The 17,302-nt window shown below is 64.4% G+C and carries 19 protein-coding genes; 7 read left to right on the top strand and 12 right to left on the bottom strand.

Going from position 1 to position 17,302, the window contains the following annotated elements:
• Window positions 1-428 precede the first annotated feature (428 nt).
• Together ACWEJ6_RS51315 and ACWEJ6_RS51310 are read right to left on the bottom strand one after the other, a co-directional pair.
• Window positions 429-881, bottom strand: coding sequence for an NUDIX hydrolase (locus ACWEJ6_RS51315; protein WP_452432875.1), 453 nt, complete (start codon window positions 879-881; stop codon window positions 429-431).
• Window positions 878-1,552 (bottom strand): hypothetical protein, encoded by a 675-nt coding sequence (locus tag ACWEJ6_RS51310; RefSeq protein WP_452432873.1) that lies wholly within the window; start codon window positions 1,550-1,552, stop codon window positions 878-880. The genes ACWEJ6_RS51315 and ACWEJ6_RS51310 overlap by 4 nt, the downstream gene beginning before the upstream one ends.
• 262 nt (window positions 1,553-1,814) lie before the next feature.
• Here ACWEJ6_RS51310 and ACWEJ6_RS51305 point away from each other — a divergent pair, with 262 nt between their 5' ends.
• Window positions 1,815-2,060, top strand: a complete 246-nt coding sequence (locus tag ACWEJ6_RS51305) for an IS110 family transposase (RefSeq protein ID WP_452432871.1) — start codon at window positions 1,815-1,817, stop codon at window positions 2,058-2,060.
• Window positions 2,061-2,118: 58 nt separating this feature from the next.
• A complete protein-coding gene (locus tag ACWEJ6_RS51300; RefSeq protein WP_452432870.1) occupies window positions 2,119-3,555 on the top strand; it encodes an alpha/beta fold hydrolase in 1,437 nt (478 codons plus the stop codon).
• A 92-nt stretch (window positions 3,556-3,647) separates the two neighbouring features.
• Here ACWEJ6_RS51300 and ACWEJ6_RS51295 read toward each other — a convergent pair whose 3' ends face one another.
• The 3 genes from ACWEJ6_RS51295 to ACWEJ6_RS51285 are packed head-to-tail and all read right to left on the bottom strand — an operon-like array spanning window position 3,648 to window position 5,386.
• Window positions 3,648-3,854, bottom strand: a complete 207-nt coding sequence (locus ACWEJ6_RS51295) for a hypothetical protein (protein ID WP_452432869.1) — start codon at window positions 3,852-3,854, stop codon at window positions 3,648-3,650.
• Between the two features lie 26 nt (window positions 3,855-3,880).
• On the bottom strand, window positions 3,881-4,357 hold the full coding sequence (locus tag ACWEJ6_RS51290; RefSeq protein WP_452432868.1) for a hypothetical protein: 477 nt from the start codon (window positions 4,355-4,357) through the stop codon (window positions 3,881-3,883).
• 15 nt (window positions 4,358-4,372) lie between these two features.
• Window positions 4,373-5,386, bottom strand: coding sequence for a hypothetical protein (locus tag ACWEJ6_RS51285; RefSeq protein WP_452432866.1), 1,014 nt, complete (start codon window positions 5,384-5,386; stop codon window positions 4,373-4,375).
• A 211-nt stretch (window positions 5,387-5,597) separates the two neighbouring features.
• Between ACWEJ6_RS51285 and ACWEJ6_RS51280 the strand changes: the two genes are divergently transcribed.
• On the top strand, window positions 5,598-6,500 hold the full coding sequence (locus tag ACWEJ6_RS51280; protein WP_452432864.1) for a phosphotransferase: 903 nt from the start codon (window positions 5,598-5,600) through the stop codon (window positions 6,498-6,500).
• A gap of 322 nt (window positions 6,501-6,822) precedes the next feature.
• On the opposite strand, the gene ACWEJ6_RS51275 is transcribed toward ACWEJ6_RS51280, so the two are convergent.
• A complete protein-coding gene (locus ACWEJ6_RS51275; RefSeq protein WP_452432863.1) occupies window positions 6,823-7,779 on the bottom strand; it encodes a hypothetical protein in 957 nt (318 codons plus the stop codon).
• A gap of 786 nt (window positions 7,780-8,565) precedes the next feature.
• Entirely contained in the window at window positions 8,566-8,769 is a 204-nt protein-coding gene (locus tag ACWEJ6_RS51270; RefSeq protein ID WP_452432861.1) for a hypothetical protein, read from the bottom strand.
• A gap of 96 nt (window positions 8,770-8,865) precedes the next feature.
• Here ACWEJ6_RS51270 and ACWEJ6_RS51265 point away from each other — a divergent pair, with 96 nt between their 5' ends.
• The 4 genes from ACWEJ6_RS51265 to ACWEJ6_RS51250 all read left to right on the top strand — a co-directional run bounded on the left by ACWEJ6_RS51265 (window position 8,866) and on the right by ACWEJ6_RS51250 (window position 10,827).
• Window positions 8,866-9,618 (top strand): SDR family NAD(P)-dependent oxidoreductase, encoded by a 753-nt coding sequence (locus ACWEJ6_RS51265; protein ID WP_452432860.1) that lies wholly within the window; start codon window positions 8,866-8,868, stop codon window positions 9,616-9,618.
• A 267-nt stretch (window positions 9,619-9,885) separates the two neighbouring features.
• Window positions 9,886-10,335, top strand: coding sequence for a replication initiator (locus ACWEJ6_RS51260; protein WP_452432859.1), 450 nt, complete (start codon window positions 9,886-9,888; stop codon window positions 10,333-10,335).
• Between the two features lie 11 nt (window positions 10,336-10,346).
• A complete protein-coding gene (locus tag ACWEJ6_RS51255) occupies window positions 10,347-10,643 on the top strand; it encodes a replication initiator (RefSeq protein WP_452432858.1) in 297 nt (98 codons plus the stop codon).
• Window positions 10,636-10,827 carry a helix-turn-helix transcriptional regulator gene (locus ACWEJ6_RS51250; RefSeq protein WP_452432856.1) on the top strand — a complete coding sequence of 64 codons (192 nt, stop codon included), beginning with the start codon at window positions 10,636-10,638 and terminating at the stop codon, window positions 10,825-10,827. Before ACWEJ6_RS51255 ends, ACWEJ6_RS51250 begins: the two co-directional genes overlap by 8 nt.
• 3,271 nt (window positions 10,828-14,098) lie before the next feature.
• Here ACWEJ6_RS51250 and ACWEJ6_RS51245 read toward each other — a convergent pair.
• The 5 genes from ACWEJ6_RS51245 to ACWEJ6_RS51225 all read right to left on the bottom strand — a co-directional run bounded on the left by ACWEJ6_RS51245 (window position 14,099) and on the right by ACWEJ6_RS51225 (window position 16,896).
• On the bottom strand, window positions 14,099-14,248 hold the full coding sequence (locus tag ACWEJ6_RS51245) for a hypothetical protein (protein ID WP_452432855.1): 150 nt from the start codon (window positions 14,246-14,248) through the stop codon (window positions 14,099-14,101).
• A gap of 516 nt (window positions 14,249-14,764) precedes the next feature.
• Window positions 14,765-15,589, bottom strand: coding sequence for a DUF6571 family protein (locus tag ACWEJ6_RS51240; protein ID WP_452432854.1), 825 nt, complete (start codon window positions 15,587-15,589; stop codon window positions 14,765-14,767).
• A gap of 62 nt (window positions 15,590-15,651) precedes the next feature.
• Window positions 15,652-15,819: a hypothetical protein gene (locus tag ACWEJ6_RS51235; RefSeq protein ID WP_452432852.1), complete on the bottom strand. Its 168-nt coding sequence runs from the start codon at window positions 15,817-15,819 to the stop codon at window positions 15,652-15,654.
• Between the two features lie 99 nt (window positions 15,820-15,918).
• Window positions 15,919-16,101, bottom strand: a complete 183-nt coding sequence (locus ACWEJ6_RS51230) for an HAD hydrolase-like protein (protein ID WP_452432850.1) — start codon at window positions 16,099-16,101, stop codon at window positions 15,919-15,921.
• Window positions 16,102-16,431: 330 nt separating this feature from the next.
• The gene (locus tag ACWEJ6_RS51225) at window positions 16,432-16,896 is read right to left on the bottom strand and encodes an HAD family hydrolase (protein WP_452432849.1); all 465 of its coding nucleotides are present in this window, start codon (window positions 16,894-16,896) and stop codon (window positions 16,432-16,434) included.
• Window positions 16,897-17,302: the final 406 nt, after the last annotated feature.

The following is a 17,302-nucleotide window of genomic DNA, read 5'->3' as shown; positions in this document are numbered from 1 at the left end:
CACGTGCACGTCCTTGAGCGGCCCCTCGCGCACGCCGAGTGACAGGTACGCGATGTTGTTGGCCGGGTAGAAGGAGGTCGTGACGCCGGGCAGGGTCGATGAAGAACGGCTCATACGGGGTGTCTATCAAGGCGTTGACGCCCGCCCAGACCAGGTCGGGAAGCCTCTTGGGAGGCCCCCACATCATGAGTCGCTCTTCGCGTGCGTTCGTAACGAGGCAACGGTTTGGCTTTTCTTGAATGCCTCCAACCACCATGCTCCACCCACCGCCGAGCACCTGCCGGCCGATCTGGCCGCGGTCGGGGAGGCGCATGGTTACCAGAGAGCTCAGTTCATCGAGGACTGACGTATCAGAGCGGGGGGATTGGCCGCGCGTATTCCTGACCGCTCAGTGGGCGCAGGCGGGCTTCCGCTGAAGGCCTCTGGTCTTAAGCGAGCAGGCGCACGCCATCGTGAACGCGGACGGCTGGGGCGTTTTGGAAGGTCAACGCGTCCAGGAGACGGATGGCGAACGCCTCGCTCATGAGCGCGCGCACCTGATGGCAGGTGAGCCAGGCGACCTCGGTGGCCTCTGCGGTGGGATGGGCGTAGCCGCCCACCACGTGGCAGCGGAAGACGAGCGCGACCACCCCCGCCATCATGTTCTTGTACACGCCGGTCAGCGCGTTGGGCTCCACCAGGAGACCGCTTTCCTCGGCCACTTCGCGGCGGACTCCGTCGTGCAGGGTCTCCTCGAGTTCAAGCACCCCGCCGGGCGGTTGCCACGCGCCGTTGTCGCGGCGGCGGATGCACAGCAGGCGGCCATCAGCGCGCACGACGGCACCGGCGACACTGACGGAGTGGCGGGGAAGTCCAGGGCGGGGAAGGGGCGTGCCGCTCATGAAGCCGCACCCGCCGGGACAGTGAAATCTGCGATGGCCAGCGCTCTGCCGTCATGAATGTTGAACCGGGGCCCCGGTGAGGCTTGTGGATCGACGGTCTTGGTCTGGTGGACGGTACCCGGCACGGCGTCGGCGTCGTGATGAAGGACGGCGATGAGCTGAGCCCAGCCTCCGATCGCCGGAGGAGGGATGGTTACGCCGGCGATGTTGCTGGCGGCCAGGGCCAGCGTGCGCGCCTGCCCGCGCGACCAGCTGGGGGAACAAGCGCGCAAGCGCGCCTTAGCGGTGGTCTCGGCGACCCAGTAGCCGCCGTCCTCATTACGATGGGCGCGGTTGATCGCCCGCGTCTTGCGCAGCCGCTCTGCGCCAGACCGAACGCCGTATGCGTGGGTGTGCCCTTGGGCGGCGAGGACAGCGTTGCCAGTGCGATGTAGCCCATCATCGCGCGAGAGCGTGAAGGACTGGCCGCAGCCGGGCAGTAGTCGTGCCCTAGCACGGCCGAGGATACCGGCGTACCAATCACTGTCGCCGGGACCAGGGTCGACGGACGCGGCGCCAAGCAGTGCGATGACCGCGTTCGGCGAGGCGCTGATGAGGACCTCGTTCGGGCTGTCAGGGAAACGGGGACCTTCGGCGGTGAGCATACGCGGCGGCGGGAGGCTGGGGGTCACGATCGTGTTTCTACCGGCCGCATGGTGTTGTCGGGTGAGATTCCGCTCAACACGTCCAAGTGTGCGGCTTCCGTGGGAAGCACCAGCAACGCCTCACGACAGCGGATCTGTCGCCTCAGCCGGAAGCACGCCGAGGCTGCGTGCCAGAGCGGTCGCGCGTGGCCTTATAGGAGCCTGATCGCGCTGCTTCCGTCACTAGTCTGCCCGCCCGGCCGCCTGGCACACACCGCCACCGATGCTCCCCGACGACACAAGGACGCTCATGACCAAGAAGCCGAAGAAGCGGCGGATCGTCGGCGGTGTCGACACCCACGCCGACACCCATCACGCCGTAGTGGTGCTGATTGACGGCCGCCGCCTGGCCGATGCCGAGTTCCCAGCCACCACAGCCGGATACGCCGAGCCGATGGCCTGGCTGCGTTCGTTCGGCAGGCTGCACGCCATCGGGGTGGAGGGCACCGGGTCCTACGGGGTCGCGCTGGCCCGTGGCAATAGCGCGATTCGGTAGCTACTTGTGACCGTGCGGAGGCGTGACGCAACCAGGCTGCGCTGGTTGCGTGGAGGGCATGCCAACCAAACGGTTACTTACCGTAGCAGCCACCGCCGCGGCCGGGCTCGGCCTCGCGTCAGCCGTCTACCAGACTTGGGGATCGGCCCGCGACCGTCGCCGCTACCAACCACCCGGCCGGCTCGTCGACATCGGCGGGCGGCGCATCCACCTTTGGGCCGAAGGCGAGGGCGGCCCAGCGGTGGTGATCGTGCCCGCGCTCGGCGAGACCACCTACGATTTCGCTCCCCTGCTGCCCGAACTCGCCCGGGAGACGACGGCCGTGATTTTCGACCGGGCCGGGCTCGGCTACAGCGACCCCGTCTGGAACCCCATGGCACTCATGGACGCGGCGGACGACCTGCGTCAGGCGTTGCACCGGGCCGGCATCGAGCCGCCCTTCATACTCGTCGGCCACTCCATCGGCGGCTTCATCGTGCGCCTGTTCGCCACAAGCTACCCAGGCGAGGTTGCGGGCATCGTGCTCGTCGACTCCAGCCACCCGGACCAGGACCGCATCCCGGGCTACCACTGGCGCACCGTCAAATACGGGGCACGGCGCCGGCTGCAGTGGTTCGGTGTGCGCCGGCTGGCCGTCGAGCTCGGCTTCAAGGACCTGCGGTCCGCATGGTGGCCGCCTGAGTACGTGGACGCCGCCGTCGCGCAGCTTCTCGCCGATCGGCGGCGGCGCACCTCCTGGTGGGAGTGGGCGCTGCGCGCGCAGCTCGGCGCCGCGGTCCGGCGAAGGACCGGGCCGCTGGGCGACATCCCGCTGACTGTGCTGACGTGCAGCGAGGTCGGGCCGGATGCCACCACACCGGAAGAGATCGCGCACCGGCACAAATACTTCCGAGACTGTACCCACTGCAACAGGACCTGGCGGCGCTATCCAAGGACTCCACGCATGTGGTGGCCGAGCGGGCGAGCCACTACATCCACCACGATCAGCCGGAGCTCGTCGTGGACGCGATCCTCGACCTGGCGCGTCGCGCTCGAGGGTAAGGGGCACGACGTGCGTCGACTCGCGGCGAGCATTGCTGTGCTGGTGCTCCCTCTGGCTGCCCAGAAGTGCGAGGCCGGGAAGACCGGCAGCGCATCCGGGCTCCCCGACTACGGCTGCGTCCTCACCACCGACACCCCACCTACCGCGTTTCGCCCGGATTCCGAAGGCGACGCGGTCTGGATCAAGGCGGTGGTGAAGGCGCGGTGCGATGTGCCGCCGCGCAGCCACCACATGACCTTGACGCTGCAGCAGCGGCAGGCGTCCGGCTGGGCGAAACGGCAGGCAGAGGACTACGTGACGGTTCCCGGCGGGGAAGGCCGGCTGTACGCGCTGACGTACGGCAACTGCGAGCCTGGCCGATGGGCGCTGCGTATCCTGGTGACGGGCCAGGACGGCAAAGGGCGTGAGTACCGCGCGGAGCCGGTGTCCGAGTCGGTGAGGGTGGACTGCTGATGGATACAGGCAGGGATCTGGGTAACGGCTGGTACGGGTATGCCCCCGTGCCCGCCCCTGGGGCGCAGACGTGGGCCGCAGCTTGTGGATGGCTACGCCGCGCGCTGGCCAGCCAGGAGGATCCCGAGGTGCGTTGGGATCTTCATCTTGAGCCGGGCGGGTGGGCGTTGCGGCCGATGCCCGACTATCCGATCGTCGACCGATCCGAGCCGCCCGTGCACTTCACCGACGAAGTGCGGCGAGACGATGTCGAGGGTGCGTTCGCGTGGGCGCGGGCGCGGCTGCGCGATGCTCACCATGTGGTCACCTTCACGCCGTAGCCGACCTACTCCTCGAGCCTGAGGGCTGACGCCGCCGGGTACCTGCGGAAGGAAGGGGCCTGCCAAGGATGCATCGGACACGAAAGAGCCCCGGCGCATGGCCTCCCTTCTAGTGGTCGTCGCAACACCCCAGTTTGGGGAGTGCGATCGAAGATGTCGGAATCGGTCTCACGCTGCCACTCTGGCAGGTCCTCCCAGTCCGGCACGTATGACGGCTTGGGGTCGTCGAAAGCTGCGTAGATCTGGCCGATCCAGCAGAGGGCGACGAACCGGCCGCGCTGCTCGCGCGACAGCTTGGTGATGCCCCGCTGGCCGGTGTCCTCGATGAACTCCCGGACGATCGCGAAGGTGTTCGCCGCGGTCCGGCGCTGCCATGGGGGAGTCTCCTCCCAGCCGTGATGTAGCCGGCTTCGATTCGCCGGAAAGTGCTCCTTCACGTCGTCGATCCACGACTCGCGGAAGATCTGGCCCTGTTCCCGCAAGGGTGACTCCTCTTCTCAGGCGTTGGTGGCCAGCTCGTCGATGTCATTGCTCAGAGCGTCAATCGGCTGATCGGGGGTCAGGCTTCCGATGTGGCGTTGGAGGCCGCGCAGCTTGGCGCCGATGACTCCGGAGCCGGTCGAACGGGCGAGCTCGACGGCGGCGCGGCCATAGTCGAGCACCCGGTCTCTGTCTCCCTGCTGAGCGCCGAGCGTGGCCAGGTCCACCAGGACTCCGCCGCGGCGGCGGGTGGACAGGCTGTGCGTGAGCGCTTCGGTGAGGACGGCCTCGGCCAGCTTGGGGCGACGCAGGGTGACGTAGCAGGTGCCGCGCTCCTCCGCGAGGCGCTCCCCGTCGAAGCGCAGCCATGCGCCGTTGTGAATTTGCCCTGTCATGCCGTACACCTGTTCGGCCGAGTCGAGGGCGCGCTGGCAGCCATCGAAGTCGCCCAGTCCGGCGAGTGCCTCGGCGCGTACGACCTCAACCCAGTGCCGGGTGGACATCGAGCTATCGCCGCGGCGAGAGAGCCTTGCCGCGGCGTCCAGCATGGGCGGGGCCTCGGAGTAGTGGTGGTCGTAGATCCCGACGAACGCGTGGCGGACCATCGCGCACGCCCACAGGTCGTAGGCGCCTGCTTCTTCGCTGGCGCTGGCGGCGAGTGTGTAGCAGTGGGCGGCGTCGGTATAGCGGGTGGCGTCGAAGAAGATTTCTCCCGCCAGCTGGAACGCGTCTCCGGCCAGCGCGCAGAGGCGGAGGTGGTCGGCGCCAGCGGCGGACCGCCGCAGGCTGTTGACGAGTGTGGCGAGGTGGTCCCGCACGAGCGGGTAGACCTTGTTCTTGACGCTGGCGAGTACGAACACCTGCCAGAGGTGGGTGTTCAGCGTCTCATATTGGTTGACCGTCTCGGTGTCGATGCGGCCAGTTCTCTCGGCCGAAGCGAGCCTGTCGAGGTCGACCGTGTCGGTGGTCTGTGGCGCTGCCAGGACTGCGCTGGCCACCGTGAAGAGTCGCAGCAGCTCGCGGCGCTTCATATCCTCATCGCTCCACTCCGAATGTTGCGCGGACGGCGGTGGTGATTGGCTGCATTGAGAACGGCGAACCTAATCTAGAAGGGACTCGCCCCGTTGTTCGAGAGGCGATGCGACGAGCTGTTCCCGTCGCCGGAAGCGGATGGGCTAGTTGAAGGGAGACCGGGGGGTGAGGCCGCGTCCTCGAATCTCGACCGAAGGGGCACAAGCGGGCGTGTCCCAGCCGTCCACGGTGCCCTTCACTTCCCAGGAAGCGTTCGCGACACTTCAAGAGGTTTGCCAGACTGTCGGCCTGGTCACTAAAGGCGCTCGGCTGATCCGCCTAGGCGAGAACGCTGTATTCGTTCTGGCGGCTGAGAACGTCATTGTGAGGATCGCGCGGAGTTTAGCGGTCATCGACGACGTCCGCAAGGAGGTAGCCGTATCTGCGTGGCTTCGTGACCAGGGGGTTCCTGCTGCGAGAACTACGGATCACGAGCAACCTCTCGTTGTGCGAAGGAAGCCTGTAACACTGTGGCACTTCATCGATAATGACGGCTCGCCGGTGAGTCTCATGGACCTCGCGGCGGCCCTCCGCAGTCTCCACCAGCTGCCCGTACCCGCAGATCTCCTGCTACCGAAACTTGATCTCCTCAGGCGTGTTCCAGAATGCATTAGCGTTACCAACGTGCTCTCGGACGAGGAACGCCAATTCTTGTTGAAGAAGTATCAGGATCTTCAGGCCGCATACGAGGGCCTTGCGTTCATTCATAACCCATGCGCTGTTCACGGTGACGCCCACGACGAGAACGTTATCAAGGCGCGCGACGGGAGTGTCGTTTTCATCGACTTCGAGTGCTTCTCGTTCGGTCCTCCAGAGACCGACCTCGGCATCACCGCCATCGAACGCACCTTGGGCTGGCGCACGCGTGCCGAGTACGACGGATACGCCGAGCGGTACGGATTCGATGTTCTCACTTGGGAGGGCTATCCCATAATCAGAGACATGTTCGAATTGAAGATGACGACCTGGTTGATGCAGAATGTCAGCGAAGATCGAGCCATCGCACAGGAGTTCCGGCATCGCCTTTTTTGCCTCCAGAATCCGGATGCGCCTCGGCGCTGGCACGCCTTCTAAACATCCAACGACTGGACCTTATGTCGACATAGGTGTTGAACGTCTCAACTTAGGATGCGCGCCGACGATCCGCGAGGCGTCGGCTTGCGAGATCCGAAAGCGCGGACTCAACTATTACGTGCTCCCGGCCAGACAGGAGAACCAAGGTGCGCATCTCGATGCATCCGTCACTCACCGGCAACCGTCCAATCCAGCGAGTTGGCCACTGCAACCTGGCGACAAACTCGTACATCTCAGCGTCGATCCTTCATCACCCGCCTGTTTCATCTACTGCTTGGATGGCTAGAATGGCGTAGATTTAGCGGAGAATATGCCTGTCTCTCTACGTCGTGGCCAGAGCCTCGGTGAGCTCACGCACCTTGGGTTGGTCCGGCCAGCGGTGGATAAGCAGGCCACTCAAGGTCTTCAGCTCCGAGAGAGCGTGCTGGGACCCTGCACGCCGGGCTTCGGCCAGGCCAGCGATCGCGGCGATCGCAGCTGCGTCGGCGGTACCGATCGCGGCGTGGGCGGTGCCGAGGCGAGCGTGATGGATTGCGCGGTCTCGATGGTGGGTGGTGGGAAGTGCAGCGAGGCGAGTGTCAAGGATGGTGATGGCGGTCTCGGAGCGGCCGCCGGAGATATAGCAGGTAGCGCGTTGGAGGTCTCCCCATTCGCGGTCGTAGAAGCGAAGGTAGGTCGGGCCCCCATCGGGATCAAGGGCCAGGAGCTGGTCGGCCGTGTCGAGCAGAGCGGTGTCCACGATCCCAGTGATCGCGGAAGCGCGAGCCTGGTAGAGACATGCGACAGCGTTTAGCGCCGTCGGGAGGTTCCACACAGTCCGCGCTTGAGCAGCCAGGATTCGTGCCAGGTCGCCGTCTCCTCCGTCCAGGGCCGCAGACGCGCGGCGGAGGACCATATAAGCGGCCATATCGGGATCACCGCTGGTGATCGCCCATATGCTCGCATGTTCGGCCCATAGCATGCTGTGGTGCTGATCGCCTCGTTCTCGATGGAGCCAGCTGAGATGTTCGGCGACCTCCGCTTTGACGCGCATGAGATCGCTGTCGAGCGGAGGCCGTGCGTTCTGCCTGGCTTTGTTGATCTCGGTGAGAATCGCGACTAGGGAACGGATGTGCTGGGCGGGGGTTAGAAGGTGATGTCCTGCCTGGTGGGAGATGAGATTCATGCGGAAGATCTCGGCGGGGTTCGCGTCTGCCGCCGCGGCGATGGACTCGGGGAACAGGGAGGCCGAACCGCCGATGGCGATGAGGGTTGCGAACTCGCGGCGGGATAGTTTCAAGTGAATCTTCCCTTCGTCAAGACTGGCTTGGACGGTCGTGATCGGTTCGGAGTCCTTGGCGGTCGTTCCTACACATGGCTGAGATTGATCGGCAAGCGACTCCGTCTATGCGGGTCGCGGCGCGGCGATTCGGGAGCGCCGCAGGTGATCGTGAGGTCTGGGTAGAAGGTCGTCGACGAGGCAGTTTCACATCTCAGCCAGCCGCTTGAGGTCCATCAGGGACGGTGGCGTGCCCGAAAGGGACCGGACGGCACTTGGGTGCTCTCAGTCTTCCCAGGGGGAGATGTTCTTGGCGGTGATGGCGGCACCGGGGAAGCGTTCGTTGTAGGCGAGGCCGACGCTTGCGTGGGAGTAGCCGTGGGCGTGCCGTTAGGCGGCAAGCGTCGTGAGCTCGTAGCGGCGACGACGGCCATCGAGATATCGCCGTGAGCCAGTACGTCGTCCCGGAGAATTCTGGCGAAGTCCTGCGCGGACCACTGGGCCATCGACGCTCCTTCCACAGGGCAGAAGATACCTCGACGGTAGCCCGCCAAGCGGTGGTTGTGGCCCCCAACCTGGAGTGTGGTCTGTGTTCTTCACCTTGGGCGATAGATCGAGCACGCATCTTGAGTTGCCCTGGTTCGGTGGCGACCTTGCTGTGCCCGGCTTCGGTGGAGTCGTGTTCCTGGTTTGTCATGCCACGGTGAAGGCGTCCTTGGGCTGCATCGGGGTGAGCGCGCCCAGGCGACTGTGCCGTTGTTGCCGATCGTGTGAAATCTCCAGGTACGCGAAGATGGCATGCGCGGGCTAAATCCGGACGTTCCAGCGCCGGCTGTCGAGGAGCTCGGCCTGCGGCTGGGGCCAGAGCCTCCACGTGATGTTGTCGAAGCGCTCCCTGCCGCCCATCGACAGCAGCGCTGGCGGCGGGCCGGAGTCCCTGGCACGGTGGGCGAAGGCCTGGAGGCCGGACTGGACGCCCTGGCCGGACTGGAGCTCACTCTCGCGAATCACCAACTCGGAGAAGCACGCTTCGACGTCCGTGATGGAGGGACCCCATACTCGCTTGTCACCTACCCTCCGCATACGCGTGTTGCTATACAGGCAACCATGAACCCGCGACCTTCCTCCTCGGACCCGGACCCTTCTCGCCTCGCCGTCGTCACCGGTGGTACGAGAGGCATCGGAGGAGCGATCGCACGTCGGCTGCTAGCCGACGGATACCAATGCATCTTCACGGGAACCTCACGGGACAGGCCTTCGCATGCTCCGTCGGACGGAGAGTACGCGGTGTTGGATCTGCGCAGCCGAGATCAGGTCGAGCTCTTCGCCGGGCAAATACGGGATCGTCGTCCGGACGTCCTGGTCAACAACGTCGGCCTGAACGTCAAAGGTGCGACGGAGACGTTCCCAGACGATGACTACGACACTCTGCTCGACGTCAACCTGCGCGCCCCGTTTGCTCTCATCCGAGCCGCTCTTCCGGCCATGATGGAGCGAGGATGGGGGCGTATCGTAAGCATCACCTCGCTGTGGTCGTTGTCTGGCAATCGCCTCGACGCAGCGTACTGCGCTTCCAAGTTCGGGCTGGACGGCCTAACAGCTTCGCTCGCGGCGGAGGTCGCATCATCGGGTGTGCTCGCCAACTGTGTCGCTCCGGGCTTCGTGCTAACAGAAGCAGCACGGGAGGCGTACTCGCCTCAGGATCTGGAGTCGATAGGAGCGCAGATTCCCGTGGGCCGGCTCGGGAAACCCGAGGAGATCGCGTCGCTGGTGTCGTGGCTTGTCAGCGAACAGAACACCTACCTTACGGGGCAGAACATCTTGATCGACGGGGGGCTGACGCGTACCGCTAAGCCATGACCTCGAAGAGGAGCCAGCAGGCACGGCTCTGCTTCCGCAGGCCGCTCCGAGAAGTTGGGCGAGTCAATGCGGATTCGAAGTGACGAACTTCTCGAAACTCCCACAACTCGACGCCTTTCAGTACCTGCGGTGGGCCAGAAATAGTCGGCTGTAGGAGACCAGTCTCCTGGTGGCCGCTCAGACCCTTCGCAATCTCCGCGCTCCAAGCCGTCGCGGTCCACGGTCCTGTTTAACGCCATCAGCCCTGAACTCTGGCGCCGCTTCACCTTGGCTCTGCGCCGCCGCTTCGCCCGGCTCAGCGGCCTGACCGTCAAAGCCCTACGCGAACAGGCAACCATCGCCTTCGCCAAGGTCGCCGAATACCAGCGCCGCGGCGTCGCCCACTTCCACGCCGTCATCCGCTTCGACGGACCCGACGGCCCCAACTCGCCGCCACCAGCCTGGGCCACCGCCGACGCCCTGTCCAAAGCCGTCCAGCACGCGGCGACCGTCGTGACCGCGGAGGTCAAGCCACTGAGCCGGACGTTCCGATGGGGCACACAACTGGACGTACGCCGCATCACCATGGACGGCGACCTCACCGAACAGGCCGTCGCCGCCTACATCGCCAAGTACGCCACGAAGGCCGCCGAGTGCGTCGGCACGTTGGACCGGCGTATCCAACCCCTCGACAACCTCGACGCCCTACCCGTTTGGCGAACACGCCCCGTAGGCTGATCGCCCACTGCATGCGCCTCGGCGAGAAGGCCGACCTGGCCGCCCAGCGGCTCACTCAGTGGGCTCACATGCTGGGCTTCCGTGGCCACTTCTCCACCACTCTCGGCGCCCTCCGTGCCGCCCGGGAAGAGCACATGTCTGCTGAAGAGATCAGCCTTGGGCGGCTGCCTCTCTTCGACGAGGACACTGTCCTCATCGTTGCTCACTTGGAGTACGCCGGACAGGGCCTTTCCCTCGGGGACCAACTCCTCGCGGCTGCACTCACCGGCACACCACTCCCAATGCAGGTGGTGACCGCCGATGAGTAGGCGCGACGAACTGCTGACTGTCCCGCAGATGCTCGCCGAACTGGGCGGTGTCTCCCGGCGCACCTTCTACCGCTGGCGCGAGCTCGGCCGCGCGCCAGTCTGCATCCAACTGTCCAACCTCGAACTCCGCGTCTGGCGGAGCGACCTCACAGCCTGGCTCGACTCGCGACGGGAGGTCGCATGAACACCACCTACGACGTGAAGCTCGGCGGAATCCAGCACCGCACGGACCGCGAGACTGCTACGTTCATCGCCCGTTGGCGGGTCGCAGGCAACCGCAAGTCCAAGACCTTCCGAACCAAGGGCCTCGCCAACGCCTTCAAGTCCGACCTGCGCCAGGCAGCGAAGACGGGGAGGAGTTCGACATCGCTACGGGCTTGCCGGTGTCGATGCTCTCTGCCCGATCCTCCGGGACATCGTTCCTGGAGTTCGCCCAGGCGTACGTGCTCCGGCGCTGGAACACCTCAGCGGCCCGGACCCGCGAGACGGACGCGTACGCGCTTCTGACCCTGGTTCCGGCTCTGGTGTCCGATGCACCCCGCCGGCCCGCCGCTGAGGAACCGCGGGAGGTCCTCAGGATTCACGTGCTGCTCCCAGAGGGCAGACGTGCCGCTCTGACGACGGCCCAAGCAGCGGCATTGGCCTGGTTGGAGGGGGCGTCGCTCCCGCTCTCGGCCCTGGGCGAGGCGCATGTCCTCCGTACGGCTCTCGAGGCCATCTCGGTCGGCGCTCCAGCGGGGGCGAAACATGGTACGGCGCAAGCGCGCCATCCTGCGTCCCGCTGGAACACGCAGTAGAGCAGAAGGTGTTTAACACCAACCCGCTGGACGAGATCAATGGACGGCCGCGAGGGCCGTCACAGTCATCGCCCCTCGTACGGTGGTCAATCCCGCCCAAGCGCGGCAACTCCTCAACGCCCTGCCCAAGGCGGGCCGCAAGCGGGGCGCTCGACTCCAGGCCTTGTTCGCCTGCATCTATTACGCCGCTCTCCGGCTGAGGAACTGCACCCTGCCTGGGACAGGCTGGGGCCTGATTGTCCTGGAGAAGGCCCGGCCCCAGGGCATAAAGCGCTGGACCAAGTGCGGCCAGACCCACGAGTCTCGTAGCCTGAAGCACCGCGCGAACAAGGAGACACGAGAGATCCCCCTCCCGCCCGCCCTGGTCGCCATGCTCCGTGAACACGTCGCCCGGTACGGCATTGCCAAGGACGGCAGGATCTTCAGCACGGGTACCGGCGGCTCCCATTCCAGTTCGGCCGCACTCCTACGTCTGGCAGGAAGCCGCAAGCTGGCTCTCACCCCGGGAACAGGTCGCCTCATCACTGGCCGCGCGTCCGTACGACCTCCGTCATGCGGCGGTCTCCCCTCTGGCTGAACGCTGGCGTGCCGGCCCCGAGGTGGCCAAGCGCGCCGGTCACAGCGTCGATGTGCTCCCGCGGGTCTACGCCAAATGCATCGACGGCCAGCAAGAGCAGATCAACAGCAAAATCGACAACGCCCTCGGCACATAACTGAGCCTTGTCTCGCTTCGGCCCCGGATCTGCTGGGGCCATTACGTTTCACGCTGGTCACCATGCCGCGTCGTTCCCGCCGAAGCCCGTCACGCTGCGCCACTCTGTCACGCGCGCGCAGCGAGAGGAGGACCACGCACATCGATCCCGACCACCCCGCGCCGCTCCCCGGAGAGCGGCCCCCGCTGCGGCGACCGCCGTCCGACCAGCCCCTTCAGGATCGACCGCCGCCCCTCAACGTGTCCGACTCCCTCGACTGGCGAACGTATTCGCCCCCAGCTCCACCCGGCCGATCCACTCTGCGAAATCAGGATCGCTTGCCCCGGTCGGTGCTCATCGCCGGACTCCTGGCTTGTGTCAGCTTCAGCATCTGGTCGAGCGCGTGGGGCACCGACAACGCCTCACCTCGAACGACGGCCACCCCGGTGCCGACGCCCTACCTGAGCTCTGCCGAACGCCCAACCGTGCTCATCCCGCCAGCGACGCACACACCCGCTCCCGAAACGCCTCCGCCCTCGACGGCGCCGCGGACAGACCGTAAGCAGTCGAAGAACAAAACGAGACGACCGGGGGAGCATCACCAATCACGGGACTCGGCTGCGCCACGTCAGCAGCATGAAGCCGTCCCCCGGATGCCGCACACGACGACTGCGACGCCCCCTCGTCGTCCAAGAAAGCCCAAGCCCGTGGTTCCTGAGGACCGTGACAGTACGCGCTCGGCTCCCCGGATCGCGGCGAAGTGCGACGAGCTCTTTCCGCCTTCCCGATCAGGGTTCCTCATCCGCAATAGGGCGTGTCACTTTCACTACGGATAGTGAAAGTGTCAGGAGTCGGGGGTAAGGAGGAGGGGGCGAAGTTGTCGGGCGAACTCGATGGCATCCGCACGATGATCGCGGCCCGGCGCGCCGCGGATTATTTGGATCGCTAGTATCTTGGAACCGCTATGTGTCCATGCGAAGATCTTGTCTCCAACCGTGTTTCCATCCGTGTCTTTTATGGCAGCGCTAAAGCCAGGCATGGAGTCGGTCGGCAAGTCGGTTCCCTGGTTGGCGATTTTGGTGTTTTGCAGGCTTTCCGGCGTGGAAGTAAAAGAGCTTTGCAATTCGATGTAAAGAAGCGTCCTATCTTGAATGTTTGGAGATTTGGCAACAACGCAGTGAGTGGAATCCTTAGGCGAAGCCGTCCCGCTTGCATAGAAAGCGTCAAGTCCAATAGCGCGAGATATAGCCTGGCTGGAAAGAAAATCGCATTCCAGGGGTGGTTTCGTTACACTGCCCAGTGGCCTCCGGTCTACAGGGGACGGAGGAGGTGACGAACATGCTGTCGCGGCAAGAAGGGTGGCAGACAAAATAACCGATGAACGCCAAGCTCTCATTTCTCGGCCTCCTCATAGTCTTCGGTGGGCCGTGGGAATCCCTCCCACACGGAACTGTCGATCTTGCGGAACAGCCCCCATGCTGGTGACCGCTTCGGCCATTGATCGTAGGCGGAAGCCTGGTCGGAGCTCATCTCGCTGCGTAGGATTATCTGGCCGTTCGAGATGGAGCCTCCAATTGAATTCTTCCGAGAGTTAAGGATGTAAGGATGGTCGATGCCTGAAGCTCTTTCGGCGCCAACAGCCCATATCGCATCATCGAGTCGACGGTGGGATCCTTGAATAGGTTCTGACTCTAAGCAAGCGTGCTCGCCTCCTTGCCTCGAGCCTCCTTGCCTTCAGTTAATTCGACGCTGTCGCTGGCATATGCTTCTGCGAACTCGTACCCCGAGACGACCTAGTCACCAACGGGAGTAAGCACTAGCTTGAGCGTTCTGGTAAACGCATTCATGAGTGCCCTATTGGATGCATCCCCGCGATCGGCTTCCTTGATTTTCGAAAGATTCCCGGCATCGACTATGAAGTAGGGTGACATGCTCAGGTCGTTAACTCTCACATTGAAGAGATTTCTCATTTGGTCGCCATGCCATCAGATGGCAATTTTTGGCGTTCTGTGCGTCGCTCGGCATCCGTAGCGTTTGGATGGCTACTGTGCCACGCGCTAAATGCCGAGCTGATCTTCTCTTTGATATCGGACCCTTGGTTGTCGAGGACCTTCACGCTGTACTCTCCGTGCGCCTCGGCGACCGCCTTGAGTGCCTAAGGATCTTTGAAAGCCCACGTCATCACGTTCTTTACTACGCCCCCATCAACTGGGCTCCATAAGGCTGAATTCCAGGTATATACGGATCGGAGTCGTTGAGTCTAGTTACGCCCAGTCGAATATTTGTTGCTGCTATTAGAAATGCGATGAATGTCACTCGAATAGGTAGAGACAACTCGGGCGGCGCTCTGCTTGGAGTCGCGGAGGCTGGCCTGAGCTCGTGAGTCTGACCAGAAGTGGACAGCCCAGGACGCGATCAAGGGTGACTTGTACCCTCGTGAGCTACCGGGGGGTTGGTCGTGGTCGCGGAACCTTGTGGTGGCCGCCTCAATGGCCCGGCCGAGGTCGCCCCAGGGGTTGTCCCGCATCAGGAAAGACAGGGGCTTGCGTGCGGGATCGGTGAAGAAGTCCTGCGCGACCCTCGGGTTGTTAGCCAGAGCAGTTGCCAGGCCAGCACCGAACCGCGTGATGTGCTACTGGTGCTCTGGTGGTTTCTTCGCGTTGTCGAAGACCTTGTTGGCAACCTCGCGCAGGAACCCGTCGTCGAATGTTCCGAAGCGCAGAAGTTCGTCAACCACGACATCGCTCGGCAGGTCCGCGGTCGCGATCAGCTCGTCGATATAGCTCTTGCGCAGCTTCATATCGCTGACTCCGCGGGAGGCCGTTCCCGACATCACGCTGAGAGCACGTGCCACACCCTCCATGACGGGGGACGACGATGCCGCTTTCCCCCAACGGTTGTCCGGAGAGCCGCGGTGCGTCAGGTAGAGCTGTGTCAGGAGCGCCTTCAACTCCTTGGGCGGCACCTCCTTGACGAAGGCGACCGCGAAGTAGGGGTCGTGCTGGTGCTTCTCCAGCAGATTCAAGGTCTCCTTGGAGAGCCTCCCGCGAGCTTTGAGAGCGTCCTTCACAGCCTTGCGAAGCTGGTCGGCTACGGACTTGGCGGCTGCGGCGCCGCTTGTCGACGAGTTCGAAGCCCACAGCGTCCCATCCGCCCAGACAACGCCCTTGTCGAGCCCAATCTTCTGAGTGGAGACGATCAGGTCCAGGTGGCGCTGGAGGTCGGAGACCTCCCGGGCGATCTGGGAGGCGACGTCTGTCAGCGTGCCCGGCCCGCTCATGCTGGCGCCGATCGAACTCAGAGCTCTACCGATTCGCGCATCCGCATCCGGCCATGACTGGTTCAGGCGTTTGATCTCGCCGATCAGCTGAGTCATCAGCGCGGGGTCGATGCCGATCCGGTTCGCAGATGGGCTCATCAGCCGGCCTTCCACGGGACATTGAGCGGTGAGCTCCACCGGTCCAATGGATCGGGGCGCGTGGACTCGACCAGCGCCAGGGCCCGGTTGAAGGCGCCTTTCTAGGCTGCCTCCCACGCCTGGCAATCCTTGAGCAGCTTGTCGGCGGCCTTGCCCTTCCTCGCGCCGCCTTCGAGCAGGCTGACGAGTTTGCGCACGTCGTTAGAGTGCTGGTCGCGTAACTGCTCAATCGTCCGCCGCACGGCGTCGATCTGTTCCTGGGACGCCATCACCCTGGATCCTTTGGACCTTGAGGACGACTATCTATGGGATCAATGTGACGATAACGGGCGGTCGTCGCGCCGTCCAGCTGAACTGCTCATATGGCATCAGCTCAACATTTGTCCCGGCTGGTGCGTATCACGCATGATGGCAATCGCCTCGACTACCCCCGCCACCACGTGATCGGCCCGATGCTCGTGCCCCGGCCACGTACCTCGATCGACCCAGATCCCGCGCAGACCCGCAGCCTGAGCACCTGCGATGTCCGCGACGAGGTTGTCACCCACCATCTAACCGCCCTCGCCGAGGCTGGGCTCAACGACTGTGCGGCCGGGCCGGCGGCGTGTCCTGCGCCGCCGCGTACCGCAACGCCGCCGGACGGGCAATCCACTTGCGCGGTTCGGCTTCCCCTTCCGCCGCTGCGGCGACCTCGACGATGCTGCGCTCGCCTCGGGCCTGGCGCAGTGGCGGGGTGCGTGGACCAGTTGTCGGACACGGTGGAGCTGTTGACCTCGCCTTGCCGGGCGCGCGCGCTGACGCCGCCGCGCTGGACCTCCCGGCTGGCCCCACATCGCTGCGCGGCGATCTGGAAGAGGCGAACATCCGGCTTTCGGACGCCCTCAAACCCCCGACACCGCATAGCCGTCAGCCACATCAAGCAGGCCGGTTCGTCGGAGCTTGCCGAGTTGGTTGTCCGCCATGCCGTTGGTGACGATCCCAACCCGCCACCCGGCGGTGCGCAGATCATCCGACTCGGGCAGGACGCCGGATAACACCGCACGAGCTGCGGCATCCGCTGACGGTAGCCGGTCCATAGCTCCCTCGACCGATGCCGCCAGCGCGAAGTGCTCACGCACCTCGTTGAAGAACACCTCTCGATGGGGGCGGAGGCCCTGCTCCAGGGTGACGAGCCAGGCGACGTCTTCAGGCCTCAAGTGATGTTGCTCAGCGAACCCCTGGGCCCACCGCGTGATCGCGTCATCGAGATCAATGAGCGTCCTATCGAGGTCGAAGAGGGCAGATTCACTGGCTAGCCTGTCGAGGTCGAACTCCTCGTATCTATGATCGGCATCTTGCAGCGCCATCGCTGACCTTGGGAAACGCCTTCAAGATCGTCTTCCGTGTCTCCCGATCAAGGTCCTACGTCTGCATGTGGCTGCCCTCGGTGACCTATCTAGGGCCTGGAAAGCGAAAGACCTGCGGTCAAGAAGCGGCAGGTCAGGGGTCGAAATGCCTCGTGGAGATGAGTGCCCGGGCAGGATTCGAACCTGCGGCACCCGCTTTAGGAGTCCGATGGACGACAAAACCCCATCACGCCCTCTACCTGCATCTTTGTAGATAGGGTCAGAGCGTGCGACCTTTAGTGGGAAGATATTGGGAACTGTCGACGACGCGTGAATTCTGGATCTGGCTCACATTCCGTGAAGGGGCATGCTCAGTCGGCGAGTAGAACGCGTTTGCGCAGCAGGTCGGGGTTGGCTCGTCCATACA

This window comes from Nonomuraea sp. NPDC004702, assembly GCF_053601695.1.
This window is presented reverse-complemented; position numbering and strand designations above follow the sequence as displayed.

Coding starts and splice junctions, on each gene's coding strand:
- ACWEJ6_RS51315 (WP_452432875.1), bottom strand. CDS start 881: ATGAGCGGCACGCCCCTTCCCCGCCCTGGACTTCCCCGCCACTCCGTC.
- ACWEJ6_RS51305 (WP_452432871.1), top strand. CDS start 1,815: ATGACCAAGAAGCCGAAGAAGCGGCGGATCGTCGGCGGTGTCGACACC.
- ACWEJ6_RS51300 (WP_452432870.1), top strand. CDS start 2,119: ATGCCAACCAAACGGTTACTTACCGTAGCAGCCACCGCCGCGGCCGGG.
- ACWEJ6_RS51295 (WP_452432869.1), bottom strand. CDS start 3,854: ATGGTGAGCATCGCGCAGCCGCGCCCGCGCCCACGCGAACGCACCCTC.
- ACWEJ6_RS51285 (WP_452432866.1), bottom strand. CDS start 5,386: ATGAAGCGCCGCGAGCTGCTGCGACTCTTCACGGTGGCCAGCGCAGTC.
- ACWEJ6_RS51265 (WP_452432860.1), top strand. CDS start 8,866: ATGAACCCGCGACCTTCCTCCTCGGACCCGGACCCTTCTCGCCTCGCC.
- ACWEJ6_RS51255 (WP_452432858.1), top strand. CDS start 10,347: ATGCGCCTCGGCGAGAAGGCCGACCTGGCCGCCCAGCGGCTCACTCAG.
- ACWEJ6_RS51250 (WP_452432856.1), top strand. CDS start 10,636: ATGAGTAGGCGCGACGAACTGCTGACTGTCCCGCAGATGCTCGCCGAA.
- ACWEJ6_RS51235 (WP_452432852.1), bottom strand. CDS start 15,819: ATGGCGTCCCAGGAACAGATCGACGCCGTGCGGCGGACGATTGAGCAG.
- ACWEJ6_RS51230 (WP_452432850.1), bottom strand. CDS start 16,101: ATGGTGGGTGACAACCTCGTCGCGGACATCGCAGGTGCTCAGGCTGCG.
- ACWEJ6_RS51225 (WP_452432849.1), bottom strand. CDS start 16,896: ATGGCGCTGCAAGATGCCGATCATAGATACGAGGAGTTCGACCTCGAC.